The following is a 15,936-nucleotide window of genomic DNA, read 5'->3' as shown; positions in this document are numbered from 1 at the left end:
AGGAGAGGTTAAGAGATGCTTCAACAACAACGAAAGCTGATACGGGGCCGTAACCGCTGGCTGCTTCCTGTATTCAGACTGATGCTGGTGGTGCAGCTGCTTGCCATGACGGCAGCGCCTGTATGGGCAGAGGAGGCCCCGGCAGCACAATCAGCGGATAGTACGGAAGCGGGACCTTCCGTGAAATCTCTGGGAATTGTACAGATTACCGGAGGTCTCGGACATACGGTAGCATTGAAAAGCGATGGCTCTGTCTGGACCTGGGGAGACAGTCTGCACGGGAAGCTCGGTACCGGCCCCAATGTATACCGGTACGCGCCGACACAGGTGAAACCGTTGTTCGATATTACGTCGATTGCCGCAGGTCTGAATCATACCCTTGCTTTGCGCAAGGATGGAACGGTTTGGGCTTGGGGCCAAAATACGAATGGCCAATTGGGTGATGGCACCTTAACGGATCGGCCGGAGCCTTTTGAGATCGAGGGCTTGACGAATATCGTCGCCATTGCGGCAGGCAATAATTACTCCGCCGCTTTGAAGGGCGACGGAACGATCGTCACCTGGGGAGATAACTCGAAGGGACAGCTGGGGGACAGCACGTATGACCCCAAATTAACGCCTTCCCAGCTGTCCTACCCGACCAACGTCATCGGCATTGCCGCCGGCGGCATGCATATGCTGGCGCTGTTGAGCAACCATACCGTAGTGGCTTGGGGCGACAACACATACGGTCAAGTGGGCAATGCGGAGACGCAAACGAAAACCAATCGCCCGACCCTCGTGAATTTTACTTACGATACGGTGGCTTTGGCTGCAGGGGCGAATTTCTCGGCTCTGCTCAAAAAGGACGGAGAAGTGTGGACCTGGGGCTACAACATCGCCGGTCAGCTCGGCAACGGCAACAAGACCGACCGTAATTTCGCCAACAACGTCGTGGGTGCGGACGATGTTGTCAGTATTGCGGCAGGCAATTCCCATATGATCGTCCTGCACAAGGACGGCAGCGTGAGCGGATGGGGGCTGAACAATTACGGTCAGCTCGGCACCGGCGATTATAAAGACAGCGATCATAATGTGCCTGTGGAAGGCTTAAAGGATGTGTCCGTCATCGGTACAGGCAGCTTCAATTCGATGGCGGTCAAAAGCGACGGAACAGTGTGGGGCTGGGGAAACAGCACACTGGGCCAGCTCGGTGACGGCACGGCGACGAGCCGCATTTTACCTGTCGTTGTACCACGGTTCAATCTCATCGTACAGCCGCCCAAGGGAGGCAGCTTCGCGAATGAGATCCAGACCCGTGCATTGGCTGCAGGCGACAGCTTTAACCTCGTCTGGAAGCGGAATCGGCTCTGGACATGGGGCGAGAACACGTTCGGGGAGCTCGGGACCGGAACGGTCGGCGGCAAAAATGTGCCTGTGGAGGCTGTTAACGCAGGTACCGTGACCGCCGTTGAGGCAGGGAGTCACAGTGCCTTCGTGCTGAAGCCGGATGGAACGGTCTGGAGCTGGGGGCAAAATGTAAACGGACAGCTCGCCGATCAGACGACCGATAGCAAAAATACACCGGCTGCCGCTCCGTTGTTGAAGGATGTGAGTATGATTTCGGCGGGCAACGCGTTCACGCTTGCCTTGAAGAAGGACGGTACCGTCTGGGGAATCGGAGACAATACGTTCGGTCAAATGGCGGATAATACGACCGAAAGCGCTGCGAATGTGGTGCAAATTTCCGGATTGTTCCGGATCAAAGCGATTGCAGCCGGCTATAACCACGCCTTGGCTCTAGCCGAGGATGGAACCTTGTGGGCATGGGGGGATAACAGCAACGGGCAGCTCGGTGACGGGTCCTCGATGCTCCGCAGAATGGTCGTGCCCATTGACGGATTGAAGGACGTCAAAGCAATCGCCGCCGGCCGGAACCATTCGCTTGCGCTTAAGGCCGACGGAACCGTCTATGCTTGGGGCTACAACGGCTTCGGCCAGCTGGGCGACGGCACGACGACGAACCGTACGGCGCCCGTGCCGGTCGCCGGCTTGACCGGCGTCGCCTCCATCGCCGCCGGGAGCTATCACTCCTTAGCCGTCAAGCAGGACGGCACGGTGTGGGCCTGGGGCGCCGGCAGCTTCGGCCAGCTCGGCGACGGCTCTGCCGCGAACCGGTCGCAGCCGGTTCAGGCCAAGGGCATCCGCGGCGCGACAGAGGCTGCCGCGGGAAGCTATCACTCCGCCGCGATTTCGGCGGAGGGGACGGTCTGGACATGGGGCGCCAACATGTCCGGCCAGCTCGGGGACGGTACGTATAAGAACCGTACCGTGCCCGGGGTCGTGACCGGCTTCGATCGCGGATTCAGCGATACGGCCGGTCATTGGGCGGAGGCGACGATTGCCTCCGCGGTAGACAAGGGCTATGCCGACGGGTATCCGGACGGCACGTTTCACCCCGACGGCACGCTGACCCGTGCCGAATTCGCCAAGCTGGCCGCAGCGGCGTTGAAGCTGCCGGGTGCGGCGGCTTCGGGCGGCAATGGCCAGGCCTGGTACCAGCCTTACGTCGAAGCGCTGACGAAGGAAGGCGACTACGGTCCGGAGGAGACCGGACGCGCATGGGATGAGCCGATAACCCGCGCAGAATTGGCGCGCATTGCGGTCAAGGTTACCTCTCCCGAGCTGCGGGCTTCGAACACCGCTATGAGCGATGCCTTCGCTCTGCAGACTGCCGTGAGCAAAGGCATCCTCCAAGGCTTGGATCATGGCCGCCTCGGACCGGAGGAAACAACGACCCGGGCTCAGGCTGTGACGATCATGGAGCGGATTTTGACGGTTCAAGCCGGAGGTGCGCTTCCTGTGGATGAAGCTGCCCTGCAGCAAGCTGGCAAGGAGTAAGGCGCTGGCTTCAATACAGTATGGCGCGTGCAGCTCTTCACATATGGTTTGAAGCATTTATGATGAACCGGCTTGGTCTTCGGCCGAAGCGCCCCATCATTTCCGAACAAAGGGTCAAGCTTTCCGCAGATGTACCGGAAATGATGGGTAACTATAGGCCATAGCACATGCCGATTCGCCCGGCCCGGCATACCTTACAGCATGCTTAACTACCCATGGATGGGAGCGGGCCTATATGCTGAAGGACAATTCGGGACTCCTGGTTTTGGTGCTATTTATTTTATTAATGATTCTATTGATGCTTTTTGGGTGACAGGCAGGAGCCAGCTTAAGCCGATGCCGAAGAAACAAGCATGAAAAACAGCCTTCGCAAGCCGATTACGGTTTTGCGGAGGCTGTTTTTGTTTTTTTTGCTTAAAATCCTTTATATTGCGGTTCTTCGTTTTCCAGCTGTTGAATGCGGCTGCTTACTTGATCGCACACTTGCTGCGTCGTCTTGGCTGCACTCTCGAACAATTGCTTTGCCTCCTGGTTTTGCGTGCTGAGTGCAAAGGTTTCCAGGCTGGCTTGAGCACTTTTCAAAGAGGCCAGAGTTGTTTTTACATTGGATGCTACGGTCATGGTGTTCACCTCCCTTTCGTGTATTGCAGATACTAATGTGCACCACAATGGAGAGAAACATAACTGTAAGAGGCTGGAAATAATTTTGGGAAAAACTTTGATTGTCCAATCCTTGATAAGCCTGCGTTTTTTGGCAAATAATTTAATCGCAAGCATGATGCTGAACAACAGAAAGGGGATGTGAGATGGAGTGGCTTCATATTGTCCTAAGGTCGCTTGGCGCAATAACCATGCTGTTCATATTGACAAGAATTCTCGGTAAAAAACAAATTTCCCAGCTGACCTTTTTTGAATATATAACGGGAATTACCTTGGGGGAATTGGCCGGTTTTATTTCAACGGATATCGAAAACAATTACATGCATGGCGTTATCGCACTGGTCGTCTGGGTCATGGTTCCCCTTCTGGTGGAGCTGGCGACGCTCAAAAGCAAAACGCTGCGCCAATGGTTTGAAGGCAAGGGGACGATTTTGATCGAAAAAGGAAAGGTATTGGAAAAAAACTTGAAAAGAGAAAGATATACCGCAGACGAGCTGCTGGAGCAGCTGCGGGCCAAAAGTGTATTCAATATGGCCGACGTCGAGTTTGCCGTACTGGAGGCGAGCGGGGAGCTGAGCGTACTGCTCAAGAAGGAGAATCAGCCTTTGACCCCCAAGCACTTGGGCATTAAGGTAGCTCCTGAAAGGGAGACGCAGGCGGTCATTATCGATGGGAATTATATGGACGAGCCGTTATCCACCGCGGGCTTTAGCCGTGAATGGCTGGATACTGAGTTGGAGAAAATAGGCGTCATCAAGGACAATGTTTTTATCGGACAAGTGGATTCGTACGGGCAGCTCTATGTGGATTTGTATGACGATGTGCTGCAGCTGCCGGAAAATACCCAGAAGCCGTTGTTATATGCGACGCTCAAAAAATGCGAGGCTGACTTGACGCTCTACGGACTCGCCACACAAAACGAAGCCGCCCAGGCGATGTACCGGCACGGTGCGGAACAAATGCAGGAAGTATTGAAGCAGGTTATGCCTTTGCTGAAAAGATAAGCGAAAGGGAGGATGCTCATGGCCACCAAGGCGAAGCAAAAGATGACATGGACCCAGCAGGAATATCATACGCTTGCGAAAAAAAAGGAGCCGGCCCGGCCGGTTGCCAAAAACTGCTTGAGAGCCTTCATAGCCGGAGGCATCATTTGTGTCATCGGGCAAGGGCTCATGGAGCTGTTTATTCATGTTTTCGGATTTACGAACAAGACGGCCGGGAATCCAACGGTTGCGATTCTTATTTTGCTTTCTTGTATTCTTACAAGCTTTGGAGTATACGATAAAATCGCGCAATGGGCCGGCGCCGGCACGGGCGTCCCTGTAACAGGCTTTGCCAATTCCGTGTGCTCGGCGGCGTTGGAGCATAAAAGTGAAGGCTTCGTGCTTGGTGTCGGCGGCAACATGTTCAAGCTGGCGGGGGCTGTCATTGTTTTCGGTACCGTAGCGGCTTTTTTTGTCGGGGTGGTCCATTTACTTTTTGGATTGGGGAGGTAATTCGCATGCTTCAGGGGCACCAAAGCTGGGCATTCTCGAAACGGCCGGTCATCCAGTCGTCGGCCACGGTGGTAGGGCCGGATGAAGCCAAAGGACCGCTTGTGCATGATTTTGATCTGGTTCACGGCGACATGCTTCTGGAACAGGACAGCTGGGAAAAGGCGGAGCGCAAGCTGATGGAAGAAGCCGCCCAGCTGGCCATGGACAAAGCGGGTTTAACGAAGGAGCAGATTCAATTTTATGTCGGCGGGGACTTGATGAATCAGATTATCAGCAACACCTTCGCGGCCCGTACCTTAACGATACCGTATCTCGGCATTTTCGGCGCATGCTCCACCTCCATGGAAGGCTTGGCGATAGGCTCGCTAATTATGAGCACCGGGTCAGCCAAGCATGTGCTTGTAGGGACGTGCAGCCACAACTGCACGACGGAAAAACAATTCCGTTACCCGACGGAATACGGCTCGCAGAAGCCTCCTACGGCTCAGTACACCGTAACCGGGGCTGGTGCCGCCGTCCTTAGCGCATCAGGGGACGGACCAGTCGTTACCGGAGCTACGATCGGCAGGGTTGTCGATATGGGAATTAAAGATCCGTTTAATATGGGAGCGGCGATGGCTCCGGCCGCCGTAGATACGATTCAGGCGCATTTCCGCGACTTTCACCGCGAGCCCGGATATTACGATCTTATCGTTACCGGCGACTTAGCCAGGGTAGGCTACGATATTGCCTGTGAAATGCTTGAGAAGCACCAGGTTCCCATGCACCAGACGAACTATTATGATTGCGGGCTGATGATTTATGACCTGGAGAACCAGCCTGTCATGGCAGGAGGAAGCGGCTGCGGCTGCTCGGCGGCTGTTACGTATGGACACATTATGAAAAAGCTGCGCAAAGGGGATCTGAAACGGGTGCTGGTTGTAGCTACCGGGGCCCTGCTCTCGCCTCTGTCCTTCCAGCAGGGGGAAAGCATTCCATGTATCGCCCACGCCGTAGCCATAGAAAGCAGAGGATGATAGACGATGGACAACTGGATGCATTTTGTTTGGTCATTTATTATCGGAGGCGCCATTTGCGTCATCGGGCAGCTGATGATGGATGTCATGAAGCTGACTCCGGCGCATACCATGAGCACCTTGGTTGTGTTAGGAGCCCTGTTCGGGGGCATTTTTATCGGAGACAAGAGCTTGTACGACCGGTTTGTCGAATTTGCCGGCGCAGGGGCGACGGTCCCGATTACGAGCTTCGGCAATTCGCTTGTGCACGGAGCATTGGACGAGCTTCATAAAGACGGGCCTGTCGGCATTTTGACGGGGATCTTCAAAATTACGAGCGCGGGCGTATCCGCGGCTGTGATTTTTTCCTTTCTCGCCGCGCTGGTGGCCAGGCCCAGAGGGTAACTTTGCAAGGACAATCCAAAGGCAGGCATATTTTCAATCGGAAGTAAGCAGAAGCTCCAGGGGACCATCCCTTGGAGCTTCTTGGCATTTTCATGTGAAAAGCAAGGAAAAATCGACTAAAATGTGTAAATTTACAAACAAATTCAGCATTATTGCACGTATACGCCGTTTTTTGAATCTTGTAAAATAGAATAAGGCATCTATTAACCCAAGGAGGATCAGGAACATGGAAGCTATCTTAAACGAAGATATTCAAATACTTAAGCGTATTCAGGCAAATTTGGAATCTTGCATCCTCGGTAAAATGGATGAAATCAAGCTTCTCTTAACAGCGATGCTTGCGGGCGGGCATGTTCTGCTTGAGGATGTTCCGGGAACCGGAAAAACCGTGCTGATCAAATCGTTGGCCCGTTCCATTGAAGGGCAATTTCGTCGCATTCAATGTAATCCTGATCTGCTTCCTACTGATATTACCGGGGTTTCCATATATCATCCGAAGGATGAGGTATTTATTTTTCGTGCGGGGCCTATCATGACGAATATTTTATTGGCGGACGAAATCAACCGGGCGACGACGAAGACCCAGTCTGCGCTGCTTGAAGCGATGGAAGAGCGCCATATTACCGTGGACGGGGAAACGCATGCGCTCCCGGAGCCTTTCTTACTGCTGGCTACCCAGAATCCGATCGATTTCGAGGGAACGTATATGCTCCCCGAAGCTCAGCTCGACCGGTTCATGATGAAGTTCAGTTTAGGCTATCCGGATGAGGCTACGGAAATGAAAATGATCTTATCCCAAAGCGTCATCCACCCGCTTGATCAAATCCAGCCGGTTGCCGATGTCGGCCAAATCCGCGGTATTCAGCAGCGGGTGAAGCAGGTGCATCTGGATGATGCCGTTGCCGCCTATTTAGTCGCCGTAACGAGGCAGACGCGGGAGCATCCGGCTATTTTCCTGGGAGCGAGCCCTCGTGCAACGATATCCCTGGTCCAGGCGTCCAAGGCTTATGCGATGCTGCAGGAGAGAGACTATGTCATACCCGACGACATTAAATTTTTGGCTCCTTATGTCCTGGGGCACCGTATCCTGCTTCATGCGGAGGCACGAATGGACGGAGCGACGGTACAATCCATCCTTCAATCTGTGTTTCAGCAGGTGAGGGTTCCGGTTCGATTGGAGAAATGAGCATGATGAGGGAACCGTTCATTCAGAAACTTGTTGAACGTCCCCGCATGAGCCGGCCATTTTGGGCGGTATTGATCAGCTTTCTCGGCAGTTTGGGATTTCTGCTGTTCCAAGGCGGCAAGCTTGCGCTCATGCTTTTTGTCATTATGCTTTTATTAAGTATTTATTTGCTGCTGGGGCAATGGAGCGGCATCAAACGGACACAGGGCACCCGCACCTTGACCCAGGTCGATCACGGCGGAATGCTCGAAGCCGGAAGCTCGCTGGGCGTAAGCATCCAGCTGCAAATCCCCGGCTTTTGGCCCATGCCTTATATTTTCGTGAAGGATCGGTTGTATCACAAAAACGGCAGCGAGCTGGAGTTTGAAACGACGATTGTTCCGGACTGGCGCCGCCGCGGACAATGGGAGTATAAGACGCCTGCCCTGCGGCGGGGCTTTTATTCGTTCGGCAGCACCGAGTGTGTGACCGAAGACATCTTCGGCTTGTTCGAGCACAGCGGATCATTGAAGCTGCCGCACAGCATTGTCGTGCTGCCGCAAACGATTGCGATTCGGGAATGGCTGCAATTTCATCAGATGATGAAAGGGACCAACCACCATTCCACAACAACCCGTGCCGTTAGGGAAACGACCCAGATCAACGGAGTCAGGGAGTATATTTACGGGGACCGTTTATCCCGGATTCACTGGAACGCTACGGCGAGAACGGGAACATGGAAATCCAAGGAGTTCGAACGTGAATCCTTGCCCAAAACCTATCTTGTTTTGGATCGTCAGCTTAAAGGCTACGAAGCCGATCTGGATCAGTTTGAGCTGGCCGTATCCGTCGCTGCCTCGCTGTTTCAATACGGTGCGAGCCGCAGCCTGGCGTTGGGCTTGGTGTCTACCGGATCGGATGATGTTTATTACGAGCCGCGACCAGGACAGAATCAGCATAAAGCCGTTCAGCAGCATTTTATCCATGTGGAGGCGGACGGCAGCTATTCGCTGAAGCAGGTGCTGAGGGAAAAGGTGCAAAACTTTGTGCCCGGCAGCTTTGTCGCTATTGTTACACCGCTATATGGTGAACCGATGGTGCAGATTTTCGGCTGGCTGAAGCAGCTGCAATTGAATCCTTGCCATATGTGGCTGTGCGGCGATACCGAAGGCAAGGATAGGTGGCTGAAGCAGCTGCAATCTCTCGGTGTGACAGGCTACGCCGTTCAATCGCTGCAGGAGCTGCCAGTTGTGTTAGGAGGGAGAAGCGGATGAACGAATCCATTTCCTGGTGGCGGCGTTTGTTTCTGCTCAACTGGACGCACCGGCTGACCGTTCTTCTTGTCGGCGTGCTGCTGCTTCAATTCGTATACTGGATTGCAAAGGAAGACGGAGTCTGGCTGCCTGAGACGGTTGTCATCGTTGAGTTGACGCTGCTTGTTACTTTCCTGCTGGAGCATATCCCCCGGCTGCATTGGCTGCTCAGGGGGGCTTTGCAGGTTGTTCTTATCGTAGTCATTAATGCTATGGTTCTTGAGCAATTCCATGTAAGAGGACCGATGCAGCTGAGCAGCTTTTTCTCTTCCCGCCTGTTTCTCAACCTGTATGAGCTGACCCCCTACTTATGGTTTGGCCTGGGGGCTTGGGTACTTTATTTGACGCTCCTTTGGTGGGTAGAGGTAAAGTGGCGCGTATATGCTTTGATGATTGTCAGCGTGCTCGCCATGTGCATCCGTGATTCCTTCTCCAGCATCTATCTGTGGCCACAGGTGGCGATGACGGTAGGCTGCGGACTGTTTCTCCTCATTTTATGCCATCTCCAACGGCTGCGGAAAAAAGATCCGGATACGTGGAGCTATTTGGCGGATTATCCGACCTCGATAGCGGTTCCGGTGATCGCATTGATCTCCTTAACGGTTATGATCGGCACGATCATGCCTGAGGTCGGTCCGCTCCTGACTGATCCGTATACCGCGTGGCGGGCATACAGGGGGGAACCGGTCAACTTCACGACAGGTAAGGGCATTGAAGTGGCGCCCGCGGTGTCCAGCGCAGACACGTCCTCCGGCTACAGCCGCAACGACACAGCCTTGGGCAGCGGCTTCCAATTCGATTACACACCGGTGATGACTGTGGATACGACGCACCGCAGCTACTGGCGAGGAGAAACACGTTCCTTATATAACGGCAAAGGCTGGGATTTGGGCGAGAGTGATAAGCGTGCAGGTGCTTCAGCTGTTCGCGCGGATACCGTGCTGACGACAGACCCGCGTTCCGCCGGCAGCAAGATGAGGACGGTCGAGGTGAAGCAGACGGTTACGATGCTTAACGAAGAGCCGTATCCTGTATTGTTCGGAGCCCTCAACGTTCAGAAGGTCGTTGATCTGAATGGCATCAAGACCGGCTTCGAGGGCTTGCAGTGGGTGCCTATGCAATCGGAGCTTCGGTACAATGAGCAGCGTCAGGCATACCCTAAGACGTATATTGTCATTTCCCAAATGCCGGTTATTGATGAGGACGTGCTTCGCAAAACGTCGGAGCCGGCAAACCGGGCCGAGCTCGCCGAATATTTGCAGCTGCCGGATAATGTACCGGCTAGGGTTCGTCAGTTGGCCGCGGAACTTACTAAAGACGCGACCAATCCGTATGACAAGGCCAAAAAAATCGAAGATTATTTGCGCATTACATTTCCTTATTCCAATAAACCGGATTTAACGAAGGGACGCAGCAGAGACTTTGTCGATCGGTTTTTATTTGAAATTAAAGAAGGTTATTGCGACTACTATTCCTCGGCGATGGCGGTGATGTCCCGATCGGTAGGCTTGCCTACCCGTTGGGTGAAAGGCTACGCTTCCGGGCTTAGCGCGATGTCGCAGGAAGAAGCGCTCGGTTTCCTGGGGGATCAGGGAGGACTCGTGGACCCTGATGCCGCGGGGGTGTACACGGTTCGTAATGCGGACGCCCATTCATGGGTAGAGGTGTACTTCAGCGGGTACGGCTGGGTACCATTCGAGCCGACGGCAGGCTTCGCGCTGCCTCGTGCTACAATCCAGGAGGAGCTGCCTGCCGAGACGTCCACTCAGACCGCAGCGCCGGTGGAGCCAGAGGAGCCTGCAGATATGTCCCGCCATGTCCAGTGGATGAGCATGACCGGTCTGGGATTACTGGCGGCAGCAATCGTTGCGTTTCTGGGCTGGAAGTTTCAGATCCTGGAAGTCATTCGTGAGCGGCTGGAACGGCGCCGCGCTTCTCTTTTGAAACAGAAGGTCATCGTAGAGTGCGAGAGACTGTTGAGAATATGCCGACGCAACGGATATGTAAGGCAAGAACATGAAACGCTTCGGGAAGCGGTTCGCCGCTGGACGCAGCAGAGCAAATGGATGAAGGCGGATTTGGAACAGATCTTGTCCATCTTCGAGAAGGCGAAGTACAGCAAAGCGGACATCACGGAGCAAGATTGGCAGCAGGCCGCACAGATCGTCGAGAAGCTCCGCTCTCAATTTTGATCCCGTGCCTACATCCTTAAGCACAATACGAAAAACCGTCTGGGTTTCCAGACGGTTTTCGTCGTTTGTTTTGCTGGGCTCTAAAATAAATCCTTGTTCTTTTTCACAAATATCCATATCGAAACAAACATGGCTACCATCAATAAATGAACACCTATGAGCATGGTCCATATGCCGAGGGGGGTTCCCATCATTCTCACCTGTCTTTTCCTAAAATGATTCTGTGGCTTGTTATTACTTTATCTTGAGAGACAAAGTCTGTAACCCCCCAATTCGGCGCCAGTCATCCCATCCAATTTGGATTTGATACGATCACGAAGCGAAGAAGTATTATAAGGTCGGATCATAGACTGAGCCCATAAACAATAAGGCTCCGGTTGCCCTGTCTTCAATCACGAAGAGAAAAGGGCGGTCGATTTGCATTTGAAACGGAGAGACCGGCGCTGCGGAGCCTGCCATCTGCATGGAGGTGGCAGCGGCGGCCTCCGTTCCTTTTTCGTTCACATCGACATAGGCTTTGTGCAGGACCCCTTCAATGGCTAGGTGGTCTCGATTTTCGGCAATGCCGCTAAAGTCCGCTTGACTTGGATCGAAGGCTTCCGACATGCCCAACGCTTTCAATACCTCGTTTAATTTCAGCTGCTCCTTCATTGTAAACCGGGGCAGCTGGATTGTGCCTGACTTAACCGGAAATGGCTTCGTCAAGCCATCCGGCCGGGATAGGATGCTGTCCTCCACCGTGTCCAGAGCTATGCCCTCACCAGGCAGAACAAGCAGCATCCCCTGCCGGTTATCGGCATAAGGCAGCCGAAGCGCCTGATACTGCTCCGTCTGCATATACTCGTACGACCCCGATTGATGCATCATGGGCACGGTTCTCAGATTTCCGTCTGTGAGATGAAAATCCCCGTTTCTCGTGGCGGACGGCTCGAACGGATGGTTCCAATTGCCTTTAAAATAAACGGCATTCATAAGCAGGAGCATCGACTGAGGAGGAAGGGGCGGCTCTACCATGGCAGGTATTTTGCCTCCGGTATGCTTTTGAACCCATTTGTTTATAGTTGCCGCTGATTTGGCATCAGCAAAGTTCAAGGTATGTATCTCAGAGCCGTAATGCTTGCCGGCTTGCTGAATAAAGGCTTTGTTGATTTTCGCTCCCTCTTGGACCCATATGGAGTTAGCGATGGACAGCTGGGAGCCTCCGCTGCTATGTGTCAACAAATCAAGCAGGATTTCATTGCCCAGGCTCACCTCTTCCGACTTGAGAACGGTCAGCTGCAGCGCTTTGCCCATGGCATCCCTCGTAGAACCGCCCGCGCCGTTGTAGGCCATCGTTAAAGCGATTGCGATGCTCAACGGAGAGATGAAGACGTTGCTTCCTTGCTTCTGTTTCAAGATTTGCCGGTACAATGCGAAGCTGAACTGCTGTTGCGCCTCGATGATCCGCGGGTCCAGCTGCTCCACCTTATAAACGGATGTTTTTGTTGTAGCGGACATTCCCGGGAACGTGCAGCCCATGAGCAGGACAAGAGCGGCCAGGCATGCCGCAGCCTTTGTTTTCTTTTTCATAGCCCTTCGCATCATTTAGAGTGACCCCCCTTGGTATTTTAGTTAAACAGACGCAGATGAGGTAAAATAAGTTGCCGCCGCTTCCGCAGCAACAATCCTTTTTGCAACAAAAAGGACATATATGGTATAGTTTGCGTATATATGCACGTTCTGGGGTGAATTTGTTGCTGAATAATCTGGTTCCACGCTTACAGGTGAACACGATTTACGATATTGACTTAAATGAACTGTGGAAGCAAGGCAAAAGGGGCATTATAACCGACCTGGATAACACTTTAGTTGGGGCCAAAGCGCCTCTTGCTACACCGGAGCTGATCGACTGGCTGAAGGTCGTGGCACAGATCGGTTTTCAGGTTGTCATTGTGTCAAATAATAATAAAGTGCGGGTTGCTCAATTTGCCGAGCCTTTATCGCTTCCTTTTATTTATCGGGCCAAAAAACCGACCAGTGCGGCATTTCATAAAGCTATGCGGCTGATGAAGCTGCCGGCGGAAGAAATCATTGTCATTGGCGACCAAATGATGACCGATGTGCTGGGGGGCAACCGGATGGGCTTGTATACTGTGCTGGTGCTTCCGATCGCTCGGGCAGATGAGGGTATTTTTACGAAGATGGTGAATCGGACGCTGGAAAAAGTAGCTCTAACTTGGATGAAAAGGTAGGTACGTCATGACAGAACTAACCAAAGACACCGAAGCCTGTGCAGGCTGTGGAGTCAAGCTGCAAACGGAGCAGCAGGACAAGCTGGGTTATGTGCCCGAGCAGGCATTGAACCGGACGCCGGTCATTTGCCAGCGCTGCTTCCGTATTAAAAATTATAATGAAGTGTCCGGCACAACGTTGAATCAGGACGACTTTCTAAAGCTGCTGAGCCATGTGGGAAGCACCAAGTCGCTCGTCGTCAATATCGTCGATATATTTGACTTTGAAGGGAGCTTGATCAGCGGGCTGTCCCGATTCGTCGGAGATAATCCGGTTGTGCTTGCCGTGAACAAGATCGATTTGCTGCCCAAAGTGACCAATTTCAATAAAATTGTGAATTGGGTACGCAAGCAGGCGAAAGAATTCGGTTTGAAGGTCGTTGAGGTCGTGCTCTGCTCGGCTAAGCAGAACATGGGGTTTGATCGTGTCATTCAAGCGCTGGACGAGTACCGGGACGGTCGCGATATTTATGTCGTGGGCGCGACGAATGTCGGAAAGTCCACTCTAATTAACAGGCTGATCCGGGATTACAGCGACTTGGATGCGGAGCTCACGACTTCCCATTATCCGGGCACAACCTTGGATCTTGTAAAGATTCCGATGGACGACGGAACCTTTATTATTGATACGCCGGGTATTGTCTATCCTCATCGTCTGACCGAGTTGGTGAGCAAGCAGGATTTGGGCAAGCTGATGCCGGATCGACCGCTTAAGCCGTTAGTGTTCCAACTGAATGAGCATCAAACCATCTTTTTCGGCAGCTATGTCCGTTTCGATTTTGTACAGGGGGAACGGCAGTCGTTTACCTTCTATGTGTCTAATGCCATACCTGCCCACCGGACGAAGCTTGAACGGGCCGATGAGCTGTACGCGGAGCATAAAGGGGTAATGCTTGCACCGCCGACCTTGGAGGCGTTAGAGCAGCTGCCGAAGCTTGCCAAGCACCCGGTTCGGATTCCGAAGGGGAAAATTTACGACGTTTCCATCTCCGGTCTGGGCTGGGTCAAGGTGAATAGCGATGTCGGAGCGGATTTGATGATTCATGTCCCCAAGGGCATCAAGGTAGCCGTCAGGGAATCGATGATTTAAGAGGGAACAGGGAGGAACATGAGTCATGGGGAAGCAGCAGTTGGACAGCCATACGATTTTATACGGAGTGTTCGGGGATCCGATCCGTCACTCCAAATCGCCGGTGATGCTGAATCGGGCTTTTGAAGAAACGGGGTTGAATGCCGCTTATGCGGCTTTTCATATTTTGCCGGGACAGCTGAAGGATGCGATTAAAGGGATCCGGGCGCTTCAGTTTCGCGGGGTGAATGTAACGATTCCGCACAAGCTGGAGGTCATGGAATATTTGGACGAGATCGACGAAGGCGCGCGTATTATCGGAGCTGTCAATACGATCGTGAACGATAACGGCCGATTGATCGGCTACAATACGGACGGTATCGGCTATGTCCGCTCCTTGAAGGAAGAGACCGGTATCGAATTGCACGGTAAAAAGGTGCTGATGCTTGGTGCCGGAGGTGCCGCCCGCGGCGTTGGCTATGCTTTGGCCAAAGAGGGCGCAGCTCATATTTATATTGCGAACCGGACCCGGGAGAAGGCTGAGGAATTGGCTCAATCGATGTCCGGGTTCACCGGGGTCACAGGCATGGGTCTCGACGAGATTGCGGATGTTGCAGGAGACGTAGCGCTGATCGTGAACAATACTTCACTCGGTATGCATCCGAATGTTGATTCCGTCCCGATGGACACCACCCTCGTGCGTGAGCATATGGTTGTCAGCGATTTGGTTTATAACCCGATGATTACGAAGTTCCTTCGTGAATCCGAAGCGCGCGGCGCGACGATCCATAGCGGTCTGGGGATGTTTATTTACCAGGGAGCTTATGCTTTTGAATATTGGACCGGGGTTCCGGCTCCTACGGCAGCTATGCGAGAAGCGGTGCTGCAATCGTTTAATTCATAACTCGCGTGTAGAGGTAGAGAGGGCCTTGTAAGTAGTGTTGTCCTTTAAACGTGAATCAGGTAATGGAGCAGGCGGAATCGTTTTGTAGAAACGTCAGCGTTCGCCTTTGTCCTCGGATTTTTAGCGCTAAGCTGTGAAATTCTCGGAAGAACGATCCGCATGAGAAGTGTGCCGCATTCACCGAATTTGTAGAGGACTACGCAGCAGCCCAATTGCACGCCTATCACATCAGAATAGAGGAATCACCATCATGCTAACAGGTAAACAAAAAAGACATTTGCGCTCTTTGGCGCATCATTTGAACCCTATTTTTCAAGTAGGAAAAGGCGGAGTAAACGATCACCTGATCCGTCATATTGAAGAAGCGATTGAAGTGCGCGAGCTGATCAAAATCACGGTGCTGAACAACTGTCTGGAGGATCGTAACGAGATCGGGCAGCAGCTGGCTGAAGGTGCAGGCGCGGAGCTGGTACAGGTGATCGGCAAGATCATCGTATTGTATAAGGAATCCAAGGATCACAAAACGATAGAGCTTCCGGTCTAACAAGCACAAAGAACCTAATCTCTGTTGAAAAAGAGGTGTAAGG

At 53.0% G+C, this 15,936-nt stretch carries 14 protein-coding genes; 12 read left to right on the top strand and 2 right to left on the bottom strand.

From position 1 onward, the window contains the following. The first annotated feature begins 15 nt into the window (after nt 1-15). Nucleotides 16-2,880: an RCC1 domain-containing protein gene (locus CF651_RS13265; protein ID WP_094015325.1), complete on the top strand. Its 2,865-nt coding sequence runs from the start codon at nt 16-18 to the stop codon at nt 2,878-2,880. A gap of 414 nt (nt 2,881-3,294) precedes the next feature. Here CF651_RS13265 and CF651_RS13260 read toward each other — a convergent pair whose 3' ends face one another. Further along, the gene (locus CF651_RS13260) at nt 3,295-3,501 is read right to left on the bottom strand and encodes a DUF1657 domain-containing protein (RefSeq protein ID WP_094015324.1); all 207 of its coding nucleotides are present in this window, start codon (nt 3,499-3,501) and stop codon (nt 3,295-3,297) included. A 185-nt stretch (nt 3,502-3,686) separates the two neighbouring features. Here CF651_RS13260 and CF651_RS13250 point away from each other — a divergent pair, with 185 nt between their 5' ends. The 7 genes from CF651_RS13250 to CF651_RS13220 all read left to right on the top strand — a co-directional run bounded on the left by CF651_RS13250 (nt 3,687) and on the right by CF651_RS13220 (nt 11,106). Next, a complete protein-coding gene (locus CF651_RS13250; protein ID WP_094015322.1) occupies nt 3,687-4,544 on the top strand; it encodes a DUF421 domain-containing protein in 858 nt (285 codons plus the stop codon). 18 nt (nt 4,545-4,562) lie between these two features. Then, nucleotides 4,563-5,036: a stage V sporulation protein AC gene (gene spoVAC / locus CF651_RS13245; protein ID WP_094015321.1), complete on the top strand. Its 474-nt coding sequence runs from the start codon at nt 4,563-4,565 to the stop codon at nt 5,034-5,036. A 5-nt stretch (nt 5,037-5,041) separates the two neighbouring features. Continuing rightward, complete coding sequence (gene spoVAD / locus CF651_RS13240; protein ID WP_094015320.1) at nt 5,042-6,052, top strand: stage V sporulation protein AD; 1,011 nt, start codon at nt 5,042-5,044, stop codon at nt 6,050-6,052. A gap of 18 nt (nt 6,053-6,070) precedes the next feature. Beyond that, nucleotides 6,071-6,436, top strand: a complete 366-nt coding sequence (gene spoVAE, locus CF651_RS13235) for a stage V sporulation protein AE (RefSeq protein WP_094015397.1) — start codon at nt 6,071-6,073, stop codon at nt 6,434-6,436. A gap of 226 nt (nt 6,437-6,662) precedes the next feature. Further along, nucleotides 6,663-7,622 carry an AAA family ATPase gene (locus CF651_RS13230; RefSeq protein WP_094015319.1) on the top strand — a complete coding sequence of 320 codons (960 nt, stop codon included), beginning with the start codon at nt 6,663-6,665 and terminating at the stop codon, nt 7,620-7,622. A 2-nt stretch (nt 7,623-7,624) separates the two neighbouring features. Beyond that, nucleotides 7,625-8,875: a DUF58 domain-containing protein gene (locus CF651_RS13225; protein ID WP_094015318.1), complete on the top strand. Its 1,251-nt coding sequence runs from the start codon at nt 7,625-7,627 to the stop codon at nt 8,873-8,875. Next, entirely contained in the window at nt 8,872-11,106 is a 2,235-nt protein-coding gene (locus CF651_RS13220) for a transglutaminase TgpA family protein (RefSeq protein WP_094015317.1), read from the top strand. The genes CF651_RS13225 and CF651_RS13220 overlap by 4 nt, the downstream gene beginning before the upstream one ends. Nucleotides 11,107-11,436: 330 nt before the next feature. On the opposite strand, the gene CF651_RS13215 is transcribed toward CF651_RS13220, so the two are convergent. Continuing rightward, entirely contained in the window at nt 11,437-12,690 is a 1,254-nt protein-coding gene (locus CF651_RS13215) for a serpin family protein (protein WP_094015316.1), read from the bottom strand. Nucleotides 12,691-12,839: 149 nt separating this feature from the next. Between CF651_RS13215 and CF651_RS13210 the strand changes: the two genes are divergently transcribed. The 4 genes from CF651_RS13210 (at nt 12,840) to yhbY (ending at nt 15,893) form a co-directional block, all read left to right on the top strand. Beyond that, nucleotides 12,840-13,337 (top strand): YqeG family HAD IIIA-type phosphatase, encoded by a 498-nt coding sequence (locus CF651_RS13210; RefSeq protein ID WP_094015396.1) that lies wholly within the window; start codon nt 12,840-12,842, stop codon nt 13,335-13,337. A gap of 7 nt (nt 13,338-13,344) precedes the next feature. After that, complete coding sequence (gene yqeH / locus CF651_RS13205; RefSeq protein WP_094015315.1) at nt 13,345-14,466, top strand: ribosome biogenesis GTPase YqeH; 1,122 nt, start codon at nt 13,345-13,347, stop codon at nt 14,464-14,466. A gap of 25 nt (nt 14,467-14,491) precedes the next feature. Continuing rightward, complete coding sequence (locus CF651_RS13200) at nt 14,492-15,349, top strand: shikimate dehydrogenase (RefSeq protein ID WP_094015314.1); 858 nt, start codon at nt 14,492-14,494, stop codon at nt 15,347-15,349. 250 nt (nt 15,350-15,599) lie between these two features. Beyond that, nucleotides 15,600-15,893: a ribosome assembly RNA-binding protein YhbY gene (gene yhbY, locus CF651_RS13195; protein WP_094015313.1), complete on the top strand. Its 294-nt coding sequence runs from the start codon at nt 15,600-15,602 to the stop codon at nt 15,891-15,893. Nucleotides 15,894-15,936: the final 43 nt, after the last annotated feature.

Origin of the sequence: Paenibacillus rigui (assembly GCF_002234615.1) — a bacterium.
Classification (GTDB): domain Bacteria; phylum Bacillota; class Bacilli; order Paenibacillales; family NBRC-103111; genus Paenibacillus_S; species Paenibacillus_S rigui.
Note: the sequence above shows the minus strand (reverse complement) of the source record. Positions and strands in the feature narration are given on the sequence as shown.